The organism is Devosia naphthalenivorans (genome assembly GCF_003056355.1).
In the GTDB taxonomy this organism is placed as follows: domain Bacteria; phylum Pseudomonadota; class Alphaproteobacteria; order Rhizobiales; family Devosiaceae; genus Devosia; species Devosia naphthalenivorans.
This window is the reverse complement of record NZ_PYVW01000004.1, coordinates 98,138-114,969: the sequence shown is the minus strand read 5'-3', so window position 1 is coordinate 114,969 and position 16,832 is coordinate 98,138. Positions and strand designations below refer to the sequence as shown.

Below are 16,832 nucleotides of genomic sequence, written 5' to 3'. Positions count from 1 at the left end.
GATGAGCTCACCAAAGCAATAACGTCGGTCGCGCAGCTGAACGGGTCGCTGGCTGTAGTGACCGGCGTGTCTGGTGAGACTGTCGCATATCCTTGCCGCCGACCTCATGCCGGCAAGCCCTGCCGCTGCTCAGGATAAACTGACCGTATTGCTCGAATGGTTCGTTAATTCGGATCACGATCCTGTCGTCGCCGCCCTGGAACTCGGGCTGTTCGAGAAGGCTGGGCTCGAGGTAACTGCTTCCGCCGCCCGATCCTTCGATCGTGCCACGTGCCGTCGCCTCCGGACAGGCGGAGATCGGGGGCATTACCAGCCCAATCTCTATCTCGACCATGAGGTCGGCGTGCTGCTGGTGCCGATCGGGACGCTAGTCGAGACGCCGCTCAAAACGCTGACCGTTTTGGCCGATGGTCCGATCGACGATCTTACGGATCTGGCCGGCAAACGCATTGGCTTTCCGTGTCGGGCTTCGAGGCCGTTGCAGCGGCGGCTGGTACGCCCTATGTACATCCCAACGTAGTTCTTCAACCAACCCGAGTGTTGAAGCCGGATTTGCTGGGCTTTCAGGACATAGTGGCGGAATGTCCCATTCTCTCCGCCAATTCACTTTCCATTACAGACTCGTCCCCGATCCTTCCAAGGAACGTCACCGCATCCATGCCGTTCTGCAATAGGATCGGAGGAAGACATGGCAGCACGTGCGGTTTGGACGGGTGTGATCAAGATTGCCGAATTGATCTGCCCAGTGAAAATGTATACGGCAGCCACCACGGCCGAGCGCATCTCGTTGCATATGGTCAATCGCAGTACAGGCCATAGGCTGCGCCGCGTCTACGTGGACAACAAGACCAATAAGCCTGTGGAAGCCGAGGACCAGGTCAAGGGCTACGAAACTGCGCAGGGGTCTTATGTGATACTGGAGCCGGAGGAGATCGCGGCCGCCGTTCCGCAGAGCGACAAGAGCCTGACAGTTGATTCATTTATCGCCTGCAATCGCATCGAGCCTACCTATTTCGATCGGCCCTACTACCTGCTTCCCGCCTCCGATGATGCCGAAGAAGGCTTCGTGCTTATCCGAGAAGCCTTGCGCAACCGGAAGACGGCGGCAATCGCTCATGCAGTGCTGTTCCGCCGGCTGCGACCGGTGCTGATCCGGGCTCACCGCAACGGGCTCATCGCAACGACACTCAATTTCGACTATGAAGTCCGGTCGTCCAAGGATGTGTTTCGCACGATCACTCAGCGCAAGATTGAGCCCGAAATGCTGCAGTTGGCAAAGCACATCCTCAAGACCAAGGAGGGCGAGTTCGAGCCGAGCAAGTTCGACGACCGCTATGAGGAAGCGTTGGCCGAACTGGTACGGGCCAAGATCGAAGGGCGTAAAATTATTCCCCTGCGCAGGCCAGAGCCGACCAAGGCCAACGACCTGCTGGAGGCGCTGCGTCTCAGTGCTAGAGGATCGGAAGACTCCGGAGAGAAGGTTGCGTCGAAACGGAGATCCACGAAAAAGTCGAGCGCTTCCAGGACGTCGAAAGCGGCTCCCACGCGGCGCAAGGCGAGTTAGCGCTTTTTCTTGGCTGTTTCTGGTTTTGCTTCGAGACTTTTCTTGAGCGCCGCCATCAGGTCGATGACATTGCTCTGCGGTTCGACGGTCTCCTGATCCTGCTTCTTCGGCTTGGCCTTGCGCCTCGTAGATTGCTTTGTCTTGATGATCTCAAGCAGCCGGTCCTGCACCGGGTCCTTGACCATGGAGGCGGACCAGGTGGTTGTCCGCTCCTCGATCAGTTTCTCGACCATGGAGAGCATTTTGGCGTCTGGCTTGTCTGCGTTGACGCTCTTCCAGTATTCGTCCTCGTCACGGACTTCATCGCCGAACCGCAAGGTCCACAAGATAATTCCCTTGTCCCAAGGCTGCAGCATGACCGCGCGCTCGCGTCCTCCGAGAACCAGGCGGGAAATACCCACTACATCGCTCTGGGCCATGGCCTCCCGAATAACGATGAACGCCTCCTCGCCTACTTCATCGGCCGGAACGACGAAATAGGGGCTGTCATAGTAAACCCACTCGATTGAATCCGTGTCCACGAACTCGTCGATGGAAATCGTGCGTGCGCTTTCCAGTTGCACTGAATCCAGGTCTTCCTCTTCAAGGATGACGTAGTCGTCTTCGCCCTTTTCATAGGCTTTTGCCTGGTCGTCTTCGTCAACGGGATTGCCGGAGACTGCATCAACATACTGGGTATGGATGCGTTCGCCGGTTTTCCTGTTCAGCGTATGAAATCGGACTTTCTCCCCCTGCGTCGTTGCCGGAGACAGGGAGACGGCGCAGGTCACCAGCGAAAGCTTCAGATAGCCTTTCCAATACGGTCGAACTGCCAAGATAGGCCCTCCTGCGCGATGCTATCCAAACGTTGCTCCAGGCGCTCCGTTCCGCCGCGCTCAAGGCAGCCGATGCCGTCGGTCAGGTGCTGCGCGCTTGCAGCAAAGTGCCGGCGACATCCGCAAAGCCCAGTCCGGCTTGACGGTCTGCGATCCATCTCGGGCGAAACGGGAGATCGTCCAGCACCGGCAGGATGTTGGCTACGCCAAAGGAATTGCGGATGAAGCCGAACATGGGCGCATCATTGCGGGAGTCCCCCACAAAAGCTGTCGCACCGGCGATTTCGCCGTCAGCTACCGCGAACTCCGCGAGCAAACGCTGCGTCATGGCCTGCTTGTTGTAGTTCCCGATCCAGGTGTTGATGTGGATCGAGCTGATGGCCACGGTTCCACCAATTGCCCTGATCCGGGCGGCGAGCGCGTCAATTGCTTCGCGGCTGTGCCCGCCGATATCGACTGCAACGTCCGCAAGGCGGAAATTCTGATCGTGCGCGAGCGCGAAGCGGCCATCCAGCATTTGCTCGATCCGCTCCCGGTGCAGCACCTGCCGCTCCGCCTGTACCGCTTGCCCTTCCCAGAACCGCGTTTCGACCCGGCCATTGTTCAGGGTCATGGCGAAGGCGCCGCTTTCCCCTATGACTGCGGCAACCGGCCAGGCGCGAACCATGTGCTCGCACCAGCCCGCCGAGCCACCGGTGACGGGCACGATTGCGATGCCGGCCAAGTGTAGATCCCAGAGCGCCTGATAGGTTTGCGGGAGCAAACGGCCTTCGGTCGTCAGCGTGTCGTCGACGTCTGTAAAAAGGTAACGCACGCCTGCCAGTTCACTGGGCGAGGGCGCCAATCCGCGGAAGGTCACGCCGAATCCTCGCTGCACAGCACGATTTCGGTGCCGGCTTGCCCTAGAGCCTCGGCCGCTTCCCCGTCCGGCAGCCGGTCGGTAAACAGGGACTTCACCTTGCTGAACGGGACCACTTTGACGGACGCATCGCGCGTCCACTTGCTGGAATCGGCTGCCAGGATGGCCATGCGGGAATTCTCGATCAAGGCAGCGGTAATTTGCGCTTCGCTGTAACTGAAATCGAGCACCCCGTTGCTCGGATGCAGCGCCCCAGCCCCGACCACCGCATAGGAGGCATAGAACTTCTCGAAAAAGCGCAGCACATCGGCACCGACGACGTCACGATCATTGTGGCGCAGCAGCCCCCCGGTCATGTGCACCTCGATGTGTGGCGCCTCGCATAGCGTCAGCGCCACATCGATATTGTTGGTCACCACGGTCAGTCCGCGGTGCTCCAGCAGGGCTTCGGCCACGAACTGCACAGTGCTGCCGATGCCCATGAACACGGTGGAGCCCGGCTCGATTGCCGTTGCCACGCGCTTGGCGATGCACTGTTTGGCGGTCCGGTTGAGCGCTGCCCGGGCGTTGATCGAGATGTTGTGGCCTTCGACGGGCACACTCACGCCGCCATGAAACCTGCGGGCAAAGCCCAGGTCGCACAAGGCATTGATGTCCCGTCGGATCGTTTGGGTGGTCAGATGATATCGGGCCGCAAGGTCCTCGATATACTGAGTGCCATCCGTCTCGATCAGGGCCAGTATATCGCGTTGCCTGCCTGACAGCATGCCGTGTTCCATCTCGTGCTCAGCTCAGGAACGCCGCAGGATTGTCGGTGATGACACCGGCAAGCCCGGCGGGCCAGAACGAGGCCAGAATGGATGGCTCGTTGACGGTCCAGGCTCGCACCTTGATCCCCCCTTCAACTGCTTCTTCGAGGAAGCCAATGCTGAGGGCCCTATAATCCAGGTGAATCGTTGTGGCGGGAATGGCGGCCAGTTGCGCCTGCCAGTCGGCCGGGACCTTGCTCCACAGCATCGCCATTTCCAGGCCCGGCTCCAGCCGATGCATGGCGGCCAGAGCCTGTGCGTCAAAACTCGAGATCATGATGGGCATGCCCTGCGGGCGCGTCTGCAATGCCGCCCGCACGGCGCCGATGAGTTGATCGAGCGATTTGTGGTGCTTGTGCTGCTTGATCTCGACATTGGCCCCGAGACCCAGCTCGCCAAGAACCTTCAGCGCCTCTTCGAGGGTCGGGATGCGTTCGCCCGCGAAGGTGCCGCCAAACCACGATCCTGCATCCAAGTGGTCCATGTCGGCGCGGTTGAGCGCACCCAAGGCTCCGGTGCCCGATGACGTCCGGTCGACGCTGTCGTCATGGATGACTACCAGCGTTCCGTCCGCCAGCAGTGCGACGTCCAACTCGACCCATTTGGCACCCTGCTGGGCCGCCGCCCGGAAGGCGGACAACGTGTTCTCGGGCGCAACGGCGGACGCTCCGCGATGCGCTTGCACTTCGTCCCGAGCGGGACCATTCTTGACGCTGCTAGTCATGACGCTTTCTTTCGAGGAAGCGGGCAGCAATTTGCTGCCGCGGTCCAGTTGGATTCACGCGATGTGATCGGTTCGACGACCTGTCTCGCGATTGAAGGGGTGCATGGCGGATGGGGGTGCATAGAGCTTGATCTGTGCTCCGTCGGTCAGCTCCGGCCGGCCTGGAACACGCAAGATGAGGGTCTGGCCCGCCACCGACACGTGCAGATGGCTTTCCCCGCCGATCGGCTCGAGCAGCTCAACAATACCGTCAAGCACCAGGGTTTCGCCTTCCGGCCGTTCTATCACCAGCTGGTCGGCACGCAGGCCGATAATGTCGGTATTCGGCGGCAGGTTCACATTGGCGAAGCCTTCGGCCGCTGCCATGGCCTCTATGGGGATCAGGTTCATCGGGGGCGAGCCGATGAAACCGGCCACGAACAACGTCGCCGGGCTATCATAGACCTCGGTCGGCGTGCCGATCTGCTCGACAAGTCCGCTATTCATCACCACCAGCCGGTCGGCTAGAGTCATCGCTTCGAGTTGGTCGTGGGTCACATAAAGACTGGTGGTCTTGAGGCGTCGCTGCAGCTTGCGGATCTCCACCCGCATTTGCACGCGCAGCTTGGCGTCGAGGTTCGATAATGGCTCGTCGAACAGGAACGCGGAGGGTTCCCGCACGATCGCGCGACCCATGGCCACGCGCTGGCGCTGGCCGCCGGAAAGCTCGCGCGGCTTGCGATCGAGCATCGGCCCGATCTCAAGGATATCGGCCGCCTCGGTTACGCGACGGTCGATTTCGGCCCGGGGGGTGCCGCGGTTCTTGAGTCCATATTCGAGATTCCCGCGCACGGTCATATGCGGATAGAGCGCATAATTCTGGAACACCATGGCGATGTCACGCTCGGCGGGTTCGGCCTTGGCCACGTCGCGGCCATTGATTTCGATGCGTCCGGCGGTAACGCTTTCCAGCCCTGCTACCATGCGCAGCAAGGTGGACTTGCCGCAACCCGAGGGTCCGACCAGCACGATCAGTTCGCCATCGGCCACGGAAAGATTGACCCCTTTGACGGCCATGACATTGCCACCATAGCTCTTTTGCAGGTCGACCAGATTGATGGTTGCCATGTTCTACTTTTCCGTTTCGACCAGGCCTTTGACGAAAAGGCGTTGCATGAAGATGATGACGAGCACAGGCGGCAGCATGGCGAGCATCACCGCGGCCATGACCAGGTTCCAATAGGGGTCGGCATCGGCACTGGCGGCGAGCCGTTTGATGCCCATGACGATGGTGTAATAGCGGCTGTCGGTGGTCACCAGCAGCGGCCAGAGATACTGCACCCAGCCATAGATGAAGAGGATGACGAAGAGCGCCGCGATATTGGTGCGGCTGAGCGGCAGCAGGATGTCGCGGAAGAATTTCAGTGGTCCCGCGCCATCCACGCGTGCCGCTTCCATCAACTCGTCCGGGATGGTCAGGAAGAACTGCCGGAACAGGAAGGTCGCCGTTGCCGAGGCAATCAGCGGAATGGTGAGCCCGGCATAGGAATTGAGCATGCCCAGATCCGCAACAACCTTGAAGGTTGGGATGATGCGCACTTCGACGGGCAGCATCAGCGTGATGAAGATCATCCAGAAGGCCAGGAGGCGGAAGGGGAACTTGAAATAGACGATGGCGTAGGCGGAAATGATCGAGATGGCGATCTTTCCGATAGCGATGGTCAGCGCCATGATCGTCGAGTTGATCAGCATCAGCCAAACCGGTGGTGCCCCGGCCGATGACAAGCCGCTGGTCAGCATCCGGTGATAATTCTCGATCATGTGCGGGCCGGGCAGCATGGGCGCCAGACCTCGCGCAAAGGCATCAGCGCCGTGGGTAGACGCGATAAATGCCAGGTAGACCGGGAACGCCACGATCACGACGCCGACGATCAGCACCAGATGGGTCAAAATGTTCAGGAGCGGCCTGTTCTCAACCATGGTTCGGCCCTCTCAATATTGTACGCGCCGTTCGACCCAGCGGAACTGGACGACGGTGAGAATGATGACGATGAGCATCAGGATGACCGATTGCGCCGATGAGGAGCCGATGTTGAGGCCCAGGAAGCCATCGGCATAGACCTTGTAGACCAGCGTGTTCGTCGAGCCAGCGGGCCCGCCCGACGTGGTGCCGTCGATGATGCCGAACGTGTCGAACATGGCGTAGTTGATGTTGACGATCATCAGGAAAAACGTCGTCGGCGAGAGCAGCGGAAACACAATCGTCCAGAAGCGCTTGAAGGGTCCGGCGCCATCCATGGCAGCCGCCTCGACCAGCGATTTTGGCACGGACTGCAGGCCCGCCACGAAAAACAGGAAATTGTAGGAAATCTGCTTCCAGCTGGCAGCGATGATCACCAGGATCATGGCGTCGTTGCCATTCACCCTGTGGTTCCAGCGATAGCCAAATGCTTCCAGCAGATAGGGCACGATACCGATGGTGGGGTTGAACATGAACCACCACAGAATACCTGCCACGACAGGGGCCACGGCATACGGCCAGACCAGCAGCGTCGTGTAAAACTTGCCCGAGCGCAGCAGCCGGTTGACGCACACTGCGAGCAACAGTGCCGCACCCATGGAAAGGGCGGTAACTCCTACTGCGAACACCGCGGAGCGAGCGGCGGCATTCAGATACTCGGGGTCGTCAAACAACCTGGTATAATTCTGGAACCAGATGAATGTGGTTCGAAAGCCAAACGGATCCTCACGCTCGAACGAGCTTTTGACAGCCTGGCCTGCCGGCCAAAGAAAGAAGATGATCGTGATGATCAGTTGCGGCGCCAGCAGCGCGTAAGGCAGCAACTTGTTTGGAAAGATCGTACGTTTAGTTTGCATCGCCGACTCGTGGGGCTGCAGCTAGAAGAGGACCCGCACTTTTGGTGCGGATCCTCCACAAGAAAAGGCTTAGCTGTTGGAAGCCTCGAAGTCGCGCAGGATCTGGTTGCCGCGTTCTACGGCGCTGTCCAGAGCTTCTTGAGCAGTCTTCTGCCCTGCGAGCATGGCCTCGAACTCGGAGTCCACGACGTCGCGAGCCTGCGTCAGATTGCCGAAGCGCACGCCCTTGGAGTTTGGCGTCGGCTCACCGCGCATGATCTGCTCGATAGCAATGTCCGAACCCGGGTTTTCAGCGTAGTAGCCCTGTTCCTGGCCCAGTTCGTAAGCCGCCGTAGTGATCGGCAGGTAGCCGGTGAACTGGTGCCAATCGGCCTGCACCTCGGGCTGGCTCAGATAGGTGAAGAACTTGGCAGCGCCGTCATAGACTTCGTCCGACTTGCCATTCAGCACCCAGAGCGTGGCGCCTCCGATGATGGAGTTCTTGGGTTCGTCGATGACATCGTCGTAGTAGGGCAGGGGCGCAAAGCCGACTTCGAAGTCCGTGGCATTGCGGATAACACCAGCGCGGCCAGCCGATGAGTTCATGAACATGGCGCATTCCTGCGACACGAACTTGGGCTGTGCGTCAGCGCCGCCGACCGGTCCGCCATACTGGAACAAGCCTTCGTCGGACCACTTCTTCAGATTGTCCCAATGCTTGACGTTCACATCATTGTTGAAGGTGAACTCGGCTCCCATGCCGCCGAAGCCGTTTTCGAGCGTGCCGAAAGGCTGGTCATGCAGTGCCGACATATTCTCGGTATGGATCCAGGTGATCCACGCGGTGGTGAAGCCACACTGGGCTGCGCCGGAATCGACGATCTTCTTGGAGAACTCTTCCATCTCGGCCCAGGTCTTGGGCGCAACTTCCGGGTCGAGCCCGGCTTTTTCGAACACGTCCTTGTTGTAGTACATGATCGGGGTCGAAGAGTTGAAGGGCATCGACAGGATGTTGCCTTCAGTGTCCGAATAATAGCCGACCACCGGCTGCAGGAAGCCTTCGGTTTCCCATGGCTCGCCCTTGTCGGCCATCAACTGGTGCACGGGATATACAGCGCCCTTCGCTGCCATCATGGTGCCGGTGCCGACTTCATAAACCTGCACGATGGCCGGCTGTTCGTTGGCGCGGAATGCGGCGATCGCGGCAGTCAGCGTTTCGGGATAGCTGCCCTTGAATACCGGCGTGACCTTGTATTCGGTCTGGCTGTCGTTGAAGCCCTGCGCGACCTCCTCCAGCTTTTCGCCCAGTTCGGCACTCATGGCGTGCCACCAGGTTATTTCTGTCTGCGCAAAAGCCGGCGTTGCTGCCATCATGGCGGTCAGACCTGCTGACAGGAACATTGCGTTCTTGAACATGCTCACTCCCTTGTTATCGCGCTGGGACCTCCTCGTCCCGAGCTTGTCACCATTTGATAGCATCGAATCTTCCTTTGCAAATACCAAATGTTCATTTGAACATTTAGAGGCGAGCAACCGCACCCGTTGCGCTGCTACGCCCCATCTATGCGAGCTACTTAGCAGTTTTGTGACAGTCGTCAGTGATCAAGGGGGTGTGCGCATCTGGGCTGTTGCAAGCTGATGGTTCATGTGAACATCATGTTTGGCGGCGCGCCTGCCGCCGGAAGGAGCCTCCGCTTGTACTTTATCGCCGTGCATCTGGTAGCGGCCATCGTGCTGTTGCTGTGGGCCGTTCGCATGGTGCGCACGGCAGTTGAGCGTGCTTATTCAGCGCAGCTCAAGCGCATGTTGGCGCACGCTGAAAAGAGCAAGCTGGGGGGAGCCCTGGTGGGCACCGCCATGGCGGTGGCGCTCCAAAGTTCAACCGCAGTTGCGGCTCTCGCATCGAGCTTCGCCGCTGGAGGCCTGATGAGCGGTGCCACCGGGCTGGCGCTGATGTTGGGTGCCTATCTCGGCTCGGCGCTGGTCGCGAGCATCCTCTCCTTCGACCTGAGCCTGCTGACGGCACCACTCATCATCGTGGGCGGCGTGCTGTTTCTGCGTGGCAACAGCCGTCAGACCAAGCAGTTGGGACGAATGGTTCTGGGCATTGCGTTCGTGCTGCTCTCGCTCGGGATGATATCCGAGGCGACCGCCCCCTGGCGGGAAAGCGACGTGATGGGCGCGATAATCGGCTATCTGCGAGGAGATCTCTGGACCAGTTTCCTGGCCGCTGCGCTGATCACCTGGATGTCCTACTCGTCCGTGGCCAGCGTCCTGGTGATCATCACCTTCGGCACGGCAGGTCTTATTCCGTTCGAGGTCGCGGCGGCTTTCGTGCTCGGCGCCAATCTTGGAGGCACCCTGATCGCCTGGAGCATGACGCGCGGCTCCGATGTCCGCGCCCGCCGCATTGCTGCAGGGGCGCTGGTCTTCCGCGGTGGCGCCGCGATTCTCTGCCTGGTGCTTTTTCAGCTGCTGCAACTGCACACGGCAAGCCTGCCCGGCGGCGTGGGCCTGCAGGCCAGCCTCCTTCACATCGCCTTCAACCTTGCCGTCCTGGTGCTAGGCTTGCCATTGACCGGTGTGGTCGCTCGCCTCGCCGACCGCTTCATCAACGAAACTGTGGTGGAGGGTGAACTCAATGTTGCCCGCCTGCGCACGCCGGCACTGCTCGGTGCGGCCCACCGCAATGCCGATGCCGCGCTGGCGAGCGCCACCCGCGAATTGCTGCGTATGAGCGAGATGGTCGAGGTCATGCTGCAGCCCGTCATGGAAATTTACCAGAGCGGGGACAAGCCAGCCATTAGGCGCATCAAATCGCTGGAAGCTGAGGTCAATCAGACCAATCGCGAAATAAAGCTTTTCCTGACACGCCTCGACTGGAAGGAAATGGACGCCAGCCAGACCCGCCGCGTTACGGATTTGACCAATTTTGCCATCAGTCTGGAACAGGCCGGTGACATCATCGCCAAGCAATTGGTCAGGCTGGCCGAGCAAAAGATGGAGCGGAGGCTCACTTTCTCTCCCCAAGGGTGGCAAGAATTGACCGATCTGCATTCCCGCGTCCTTGCCAATATGCAACTGGCCTTCAACGTCCTCGTATCCGAAGACACGGAGTCGGCACGCCACCTGATCGCCGAAAAAGACGAGATCGGGGTTCTGGAGCGCCACAGCATGGACCAGCATTTCAGCCGGCTTCGCGGCGGTAACCCGACCAGCATCGAATCGAGCGATCTGCACCTGGAAACGGTCCACGCCCTGCGCCGCATCAATTCGCTGATGACGGGGATCGCCTATTCCATCCTCAGCGACAATGGCGAGTTGCTGAGTTCACGGCTTGTGCAATCGAACTAGCCTTCCCTCATGCGTATCGCTTCCGCGGCGATCTAGAGCGAAAACCCACCATCGGCCATGAAGACGGCGCCTGTCGTATAGCTGGCTTCGTCGCTCGCCAGATAAACGGCCAAGGCAGCAATTTCCTCGGGCGTTCCCAAGCGTCCGAGCGGCTGGCGATTGACGAAATCGGCGCGCACATCGTCTTGGGAGCGTCCGCTCGTCTGGGCCAGGCTGGCGATGCGCTGGTCCAGCGATGGTGACTGGATCGTGCCCGGGCAGATCGCGTTGCAGCGGATGCCGCGCTTGATGAAATCGGCGGCAACCGCTTTGGTCAGCCCGATCACGGCTGCCTTGCTGGCGCCATAGGCGTGCCGGTTGGGAATGCCGCGCACCGAAGAAGCGCCCGACGAGATGTTGACGATGGACCCTGCGCCACGCTCCAGCATGCCGGGCAGAAAAGCGCGAGCGGTCCGGTGCATCGATTTGACGTTGACGTCGAACGAGAAGTCCCAGTCCTCGTCGCTGCATTCGAGCACCGAGCCGTGGTGCACGAACCCGGCCGCATTGACCAGGATGTCGATTGGGCCGATCTCAGCGGCGAGTTCATCAATCGCTTTGGTTGAGCGCACATCGAGCTTGCGCAGGTCCGCGCCCTCCAGACCCGCGAGTTTTTCAGGATCCAGGTCCGTTGCGCAAACCTTGGCGCCCTCGCGAAGGAAACTCTCCGCTATTGCCCGGCCAATCCCCTGGCCTGCAGCGGTTATGACGCAGGCCTTTCCAACCAATCGTTCGCTCATATGTTTCCCCCGGCGCTTCGCGCTTTGCTTCGATCCTATCGCAGAGGCTCGCAACGGCAAGAGGGTCTGACGCGGCCTAGCCCAGTGTGGACTGTGCCTTGCAGATGCGATCGATCAATTGGTCCAGTTCCCCCTTGGGCGGCCGCTTGTTGGCAAGACGCTGCTTGAGATGATGAATGGGCTCGGCCAGGATTTCGCTCAGGTTCTCGGCGCAGGTGAAATCGCCCGCAACGGCCTTGACCTTGGAGTTGTCGAAGATGGCGGTCCATGACTTGTCGCCCAGCAGCGGCCCCTCCCATTCCGGATTGAACTTGACCAGCGTGTTGGTGGGTACGTGCACGATATTGGCTTCAACCCCAAGCTGCGCTGCTATCTCTCGTTGGATGTGGTCCCAGATATGAGCGCGGTCCGAGGTGATGTGGAAGACATCGCGGAGCGCCTTTTCCTTGCCGAACAGCCCCACGAACGGAACGGCGAAGTCGACCGAGCGCGTCAGCGTCCAAGGGGTATGTCCGTCACCGGCGACAATGGTCGGCTCGCCGTCGAGCATCCGCCGCGCCATGATTTCGGCATCCCCAAGCATGACCGGCAGCCCGGTGCGAACCGTGTGGCTGGGGCGCACGATGGTCCAGGCCAGGTTGTCGCTCTTGGTCAGCAGTTCCTCGCAGGCGATCTTGTTCTGGCTATAAGGCCAATATGGATTGATGGCCGGTGTTTTCTCGGTGATCACATAATGACTCGCCGGCTTTTCGTAGACCGACGCCGAGGAGATGAAGATGTATTGCCCGCAATGGCCGGAAAACACATCTATGTCCCGCGCCACCTGATCGGGCGTGAACGCGATGAACTGGCAGACGACGTCGTAATTGGCCTTATCCAGCCCGGCGCTGCCAATATCCTTGAGCTCCCCCACAATCGAAGTGACGCCGGCGGGAAGCTCGCTCTCACGTAGCCCGCGATTGTAGACGCTGACCCGATGCCCCTGTGCCACTGCTCGCTCGACGCAAGGATAGGAAATCTGACCTGTGCCGCCGATGAAAAGTACGTTGAGAGCCATGGTGGGGAAACCTCGTTGCTGGGCCATGTCGGAGCGTCTTTGGGATCAGCCTACACGGTGCCTGCCGCCAGCACAGCCAGAATTTGCTCTTCATTGCTGAGGCTTAGACTGGGGCGGCCTTCGTGCACCTCAGATGACTCCATTAACTTTGGTGCGCATCAAATCCGCCGGACCGCTGTCAAAAGCGCCGGCATTGCAGCATATTCCGGCGTGATGTCACGGGTGACCAATGAGCCGCCGAACGCTTGGGGAAGTCCTCGAGGATCGCAACAATAGCTTCAACGCGGTTCGCCTGTTGGCGGCGGCCGCGGTGTTCATTTCCCACATCTTCCTGATCGTGCCGGTCGGCAATCACCACCAGCCGCTGGATGACACCGCCTATGATCTCGGTCAATTGGCGGTCAACGTATTCTTCTTCCTTTCAGGTCTCATGCTGAGTCGGAGCTATGCCCTCAAACCAGATCTTTCTGGTTTCATTGCCGCCCGCGCTTTGCGCATTTTCCCGGGTCTTCTGGTGTGCGGCGCCTTGATCGCATGGCTCATTGCCCCGTTCAGCACCAGCCTGAGCTTGGCCGAGCACTTCACCAATCCCGCGACGCTTCTTTATCCCCTGCTGATGCCGGTGCTCTTCAGCCAGCCGCATCTGCCTGGAGCGTTCCTGTTCGGCATGGAGCCGGGCCAGGTCAACATCCCGCTCTGGACCATTAAATACGAGCTTCTCGCCTATCTGGCGTTCGTCAGCATCCCGTTGCTCAAGGTATTCGGCTCGCGTCGGGCAATGGCTGCGCTCTCGATGGCGTTCGGCATTTTGCTGGTCGTCTCGTACCACACCCATGCTTTCGATGCTTCGATGGCAGGAAGCATCATTCGCTTTGGCTTCTGTTTTGCTTTGGGCATGCTCGCATTTACCTTCCGCTTCCAGATTGTCCTGAACTGGCCAATTGCCATCCTCGGGATAATTCTCGCGATCTGGTTATCGCCAACCGCGGTGGGGCAGGTGGCGTCCATTATTGCCTTTGCATATTTCGCGGCGACGCTGGGCGGCACATTCATTCCGCTGCTCACCCGCGCCACCAGACAAGCCGACATTTCCTATGGCATCTATCTTTATTCCTTCCCCATTCAACAGGCTCTGCTGGCGCGTTTCGGCACCAGCGTGTGGATGGTGCTGCTGATGAGCGTCGCCGCGGCTCTGACCACGATCTGCTTGGCCTATCTCTCCTGGCACTGGGTGGAACGGCCGGCGCTTTCGCTCAAGCGCCTGTTCGGTGGAGAAAAAGCCCGGGCCCAACAATTGGCGGTGCCATCGCAGGACGCGACTTAGGCCACGTTGCCCGGAAAAAACTGTGGCATGACGGTTCTCATGCTCTAAAATGGCTGAATTCCGAACCCGCTGGCAAGCATCACAAAGGCCTCACTCATGCCCGATGGAGTTGCGAAATCGCCGGTTGCCGGCACCAAGTCAAAGGCCGCCAGGCCATCATTGAAGCCTGGGCCGGATGGCGTGATACGCCTCAGTGGCGGCAATCCCCAAATCCCCAAAGGTGATGGCGACGCGCCCGTACAAGCCTTTATCGCTGCAATGCCCGGCTGGCAGAGCGAGATCGGCCGCCAGATGGATGCGATCATTTCCGATGCGGTGCCCGGCGTCTGCAAAAGCGTCAAGTGGAACTCGCCATTCTATGGCACTGACCCGAAATCCTGGTTCGTGAGCTTTCACTGCATGACCAAATACATCAAGGTCGCCTTTCCTGACGGAACATCGCTCGAGCCCGTGCCCTCGGGAACGTCCAAGCAGAAGAACGTGCGCTATCTCAATGTCCATGAAGGGGAGTTCGACCGCGTGCAATTTGCCGATTGGACCAAGCAGGCGAGCCAAATGCCTGGTGAAAGGTTTGGATCATGAATGCCTCCGCGCAGATCGATCAGATGATTGCGGATTTGGCCGACTGGCGCGGCGCGGTCCTGGCCAGGGTACGCGCAACGATCCTCAAGGCAGATCCCGGCATCATCGAAGAATGGAAATGGATGGGCAGTCCGACCTGGTCCTGCGATGGCCTTGTCGCAGTGGGTAATCCGCACAAGGGCAAGATCAAGCTCACCTTTGCCCATGGGGCGCATTTGGCTGACGCGAACAAGCTCTTCAACGGCAAGGATACCGGCGCCACCAGGCGCTCGATCGACATATTCGAGAACGACACGCTCGACGAACAGGCGCTTGCAGAACTGGTGCAGGAGGCGATCGTCTACAACCGGACGCATCTGAAGAAGAACGCGCCAGCCAAGAGCAAAAAAGCGGTGGCTCAGCCCTGATATCGCGGCGTACGGCATATGAAGGCTTGGGCAGGTTGACCGCCCAAGCCTTGAAGATCATGCCGCCTTGGGTTCGTCGTCTGCTTCGGCGCCGTCCATGGCCCTCATATAGACGTCCAGCAGCGTTTCGTGCTCATCGCGTTCATTGGCGTCCTGCTTCCGCAGCTTGACGATTTCCTTGATGATCTTGATGTCGAAACCCTCGCCCTTGGCCTCGGCGAAGATTTCCTTCTTGCCTTCGCTAAGCTCGGCAATTTCGGCTTCGACATGCTCGATGCGTTCGACGAACGAGCGGATGCGTCCGCCGGCAATACCCAAATCGCTCATGGTTTCTCCTATGTGAAAGCGCAGCCGCACTATCGAAGTGGACGGTTTACGAGCGGTAAATGGGCCCGGGCAATTGCGGAGTTTCCCACCGGAACCGGTCGCTCGGCATTCACCGCAGACCCAGAGCGTCGATGGAAGCGATCTGCGCCCGCTCCAGCGGCCCCTGGCTCTCCGCCAGCAGCGCCTGCTCAAGCTCGGCTACGTTCTTGACACCCAGCACCAGCGTATCGGCACCTTCAATGCCCAAGGCATAGCGATAGGCGGTGATCGCGGGGTCCTTCCCCCAATTCCGGCAAAGCTCGCGATACGGTTCTGCACGGCGGAAATCGGCCGTAGTCGGGGAATCTTCCTGCCGGTCGAGCGCCGAGGTCAGGGCGCCCGCCTGCACCGCCCTGACACCCATCACGCCGACGCCCGCTGCCTGTGCTGCGGCGATGACATCGCGTGGCCGCGGCGCCAGCCCAGTGCCGTTCATCTCGCCCGGACTGTCCAGCAGGTTGGCGATGGCTTGCACGGCGGCTGGCCGCGCGCCCTGGGAGATGGCCTCAATGGTTGCCGCGGCATGGTTGATGCCGGTGATTCCCCAGGCGCCGATCAACCCGTCGGCCACGAGGCGCTCGAATGCGGGCACGACAGCTTCCCGGTAGAGGGAGAGCGCGGTGGATCGCTCATCCTTGGGCGGCTGTCCCGGCGGATATTCGAATTCGTCCGGCCTGATTTCGCTATGGAGCAGGAACATGTCGGCCCGCTCGAGCCGCATGGTTTGAAGGCTCCGCTCCAGCGACTTTCGCAGCAGGGTATAGACCTGGTCAGCGGCCACCGTGCCCAGCGAATATTTCGTGGTTACCCGCACGCCGCTGGGCAGCCTTCCGTCAAAGGCTCGCCCGATCATCGCCTCGCAGATGCGATAGCCTGGCGCAGCGTCGATCAGGGTGATCCCGGCGTCCACGGCACGCCGCAACGTTGCCACGGCCTCGTCTTCCGAGGTGGGACCCCAGACCATCCCGATCCCACCACCGCCAAGCGTGAGCCGGCTGACCGGACCGAAGCTTCCCAAATTGCCGCTCTGCATGATTGTAATCTCCGTTCTTGGTTCAGTTCTCGGTGCAGCCGGCAACGAAGCAGTCGATATCCTCTCGCGTCGTTCCCAGGTCGGCCAACAGTCGATCATCCAGCGTATGCAATTTGCGTATGGTGATCCTGCGCAGGCGCCAGTCGGCAAACCTGCGGATAAGGGGTTTGGACATGAGTGCTCTCCATTATTGAAAAACAATGCTGCAGCAGGACGGAGAAAACAGCTTGAGTTTCACCGCCCGTTTCGGGCAGCATTAGTTCAATGAACAGGACGAACTTGTTCTCTTTGGCCGCGACGCGCTACGATCCAGAACGAAAGACG

19 protein-coding genes are annotated in these 16,832 nt (G+C 60.0%); 6 read left to right on the top strand and 13 right to left on the bottom strand.

Annotation, left to right across the window (positions count from 1 at the left end; all coding sequences use genetic code 11):
- Positions 1-73: 73 nt before the first annotated feature.
- Together C8264_RS07880 and ku (C8264_RS07875) are read left to right on the top strand one after the other, a co-directional pair.
- Positions 74-520, top strand: a complete 447-nt coding sequence (locus C8264_RS07880) for an ABC transporter substrate-binding protein (RefSeq protein WP_108460433.1) — start codon at positions 74-76, stop codon at positions 518-520.
- A 168-nt stretch (positions 521-688) separates the two neighbouring features.
- Positions 689-1,564, top strand: a complete 876-nt coding sequence (gene ku, locus C8264_RS07875; RefSeq protein WP_108460432.1) for a non-homologous end joining protein Ku — start codon at positions 689-691, stop codon at positions 1,562-1,564.
- Here ku (C8264_RS07875) and ku (C8264_RS07870) read toward each other — a convergent pair.
- The 8 genes from ku (C8264_RS07870) to ugpB all read right to left on the bottom strand — a co-directional run bounded on the left by ku (C8264_RS07870) (position 1,561) and on the right by ugpB (position 9,022).
- On the bottom strand, positions 1,561-2,382 hold the full coding sequence (gene ku, locus C8264_RS07870) for a non-homologous end joining protein Ku (RefSeq protein WP_162783527.1): 822 nt from the start codon (positions 2,380-2,382) through the stop codon (positions 1,561-1,563). The genes ku (C8264_RS07875) and ku (C8264_RS07870) overlap by 4 nt on opposite strands.
- 79 nt (positions 2,383-2,461) lie before the next feature.
- Positions 2,462-3,238: an HAD-IIB family hydrolase gene (locus tag C8264_RS07865; RefSeq protein WP_108460430.1), complete on the bottom strand. Its 777-nt coding sequence runs from the start codon at positions 3,236-3,238 to the stop codon at positions 2,462-2,464.
- Positions 3,235-4,017, bottom strand: coding sequence for a DeoR/GlpR family DNA-binding transcription regulator (locus C8264_RS07860; RefSeq protein ID WP_108460429.1), 783 nt, complete (start codon positions 4,015-4,017; stop codon positions 3,235-3,237). Before C8264_RS07860 ends, C8264_RS07865 begins: the two co-directional genes overlap by 4 nt.
- 7 nt (positions 4,018-4,024) lie before the next feature.
- Positions 4,025-4,771, bottom strand: a complete 747-nt coding sequence (locus C8264_RS07855) for a glycerophosphoryl diester phosphodiesterase (protein ID WP_108460428.1) — start codon at positions 4,769-4,771, stop codon at positions 4,025-4,027.
- 54 nt (positions 4,772-4,825) lie between these two features.
- On the bottom strand, positions 4,826-5,878 hold the full coding sequence (locus C8264_RS07850) for a sn-glycerol-3-phosphate import ATP-binding protein UgpC (protein WP_108460427.1): 1,053 nt from the start codon (positions 5,876-5,878) through the stop codon (positions 4,826-4,828).
- A 3-nt stretch (positions 5,879-5,881) separates the two neighbouring features.
- Entirely contained in the window at positions 5,882-6,730 is an 849-nt protein-coding gene (gene ugpE, locus C8264_RS07845) for a sn-glycerol-3-phosphate ABC transporter permease UgpE (protein WP_108460426.1), read from the bottom strand.
- Positions 6,731-6,742: 12 nt separating this feature from the next.
- Complete coding sequence (gene ugpA, locus C8264_RS07840; protein WP_108460425.1) at positions 6,743-7,627, bottom strand: sn-glycerol-3-phosphate ABC transporter permease UgpA; 885 nt, start codon at positions 7,625-7,627, stop codon at positions 6,743-6,745.
- Positions 7,628-7,696: 69 nt separating this feature from the next.
- Positions 7,697-9,022, bottom strand: a complete 1,326-nt coding sequence (gene ugpB, locus C8264_RS07835) for a sn-glycerol-3-phosphate ABC transporter substrate-binding protein UgpB (protein ID WP_108460424.1) — start codon at positions 9,020-9,022, stop codon at positions 7,697-7,699.
- 279 nt (positions 9,023-9,301) lie between these two features.
- Between ugpB and C8264_RS07830 the strand changes: the two genes are divergently transcribed.
- Positions 9,302-10,960, top strand: coding sequence for a Na/Pi cotransporter family protein (locus tag C8264_RS07830; RefSeq protein ID WP_162783512.1), 1,659 nt, complete (start codon positions 9,302-9,304; stop codon positions 10,958-10,960).
- 32 nt (positions 10,961-10,992) lie between these two features.
- Here the strand turns inward: C8264_RS07830 and C8264_RS07825 are convergent, their stop codons facing one another.
- Both C8264_RS07825 and C8264_RS07820 read right to left on the bottom strand, forming a co-directional pair.
- A complete protein-coding gene (locus C8264_RS07825) occupies positions 10,993-11,739 on the bottom strand; it encodes an SDR family oxidoreductase (protein ID WP_108460422.1) in 747 nt (248 codons plus the stop codon).
- A 76-nt stretch (positions 11,740-11,815) separates the two neighbouring features.
- Positions 11,816-12,796 carry an SDR family oxidoreductase gene (locus C8264_RS07820; protein ID WP_108460612.1) on the bottom strand — a complete coding sequence of 327 codons (981 nt, stop codon included), beginning with the start codon at positions 12,794-12,796 and terminating at the stop codon, positions 11,816-11,818.
- A gap of 229 nt (positions 12,797-13,025) precedes the next feature.
- Here C8264_RS07820 and C8264_RS07815 point away from each other — a divergent pair, with 229 nt between their 5' ends.
- The 3 genes from C8264_RS07815 (at position 13,026) to C8264_RS07805 (ending at position 15,109) form a co-directional block, all read left to right on the top strand.
- Positions 13,026-14,120 (top strand): acyltransferase family protein, encoded by a 1,095-nt coding sequence (locus C8264_RS07815; protein WP_108460421.1) that lies wholly within the window; start codon positions 13,026-13,028, stop codon positions 14,118-14,120.
- Between the two features lie 96 nt (positions 14,121-14,216).
- Positions 14,217-14,702: a DUF1801 domain-containing protein gene (locus tag C8264_RS07810; RefSeq protein WP_108460420.1), complete on the top strand. Its 486-nt coding sequence runs from the start codon at positions 14,217-14,219 to the stop codon at positions 14,700-14,702.
- Positions 14,699-15,109, top strand: a complete 411-nt coding sequence (locus C8264_RS07805) for a DUF1801 domain-containing protein (protein ID WP_108460419.1) — start codon at positions 14,699-14,701, stop codon at positions 15,107-15,109. The genes C8264_RS07810 and C8264_RS07805 overlap by 4 nt, the downstream gene beginning before the upstream one ends.
- Before the next feature lie 57 nt (positions 15,110-15,166).
- On the opposite strand, the gene C8264_RS07800 is transcribed toward C8264_RS07805, so the two are convergent.
- The 3 genes from C8264_RS07800 to C8264_RS07790 all read right to left on the bottom strand — a co-directional run bounded on the left by C8264_RS07800 (position 15,167) and on the right by C8264_RS07790 (position 16,683).
- On the bottom strand, positions 15,167-15,436 hold the full coding sequence (locus tag C8264_RS07800; protein WP_108460418.1) for a DUF2312 domain-containing protein: 270 nt from the start codon (positions 15,434-15,436) through the stop codon (positions 15,167-15,169).
- 109 nt (positions 15,437-15,545) lie between these two features.
- The gene (locus C8264_RS07795; protein WP_162783511.1) at positions 15,546-16,508 is read right to left on the bottom strand and encodes an aldo/keto reductase; all 963 of its coding nucleotides are present in this window, start codon (positions 16,506-16,508) and stop codon (positions 15,546-15,548) included.
- A 22-nt stretch (positions 16,509-16,530) separates the two neighbouring features.
- Positions 16,531-16,683: a DUF1127 domain-containing protein gene (locus C8264_RS07790; RefSeq protein WP_108460416.1), complete on the bottom strand. Its 153-nt coding sequence runs from the start codon at positions 16,681-16,683 to the stop codon at positions 16,531-16,533.
- Between the last annotated feature and the right edge of the window lie 149 nt (positions 16,684-16,832).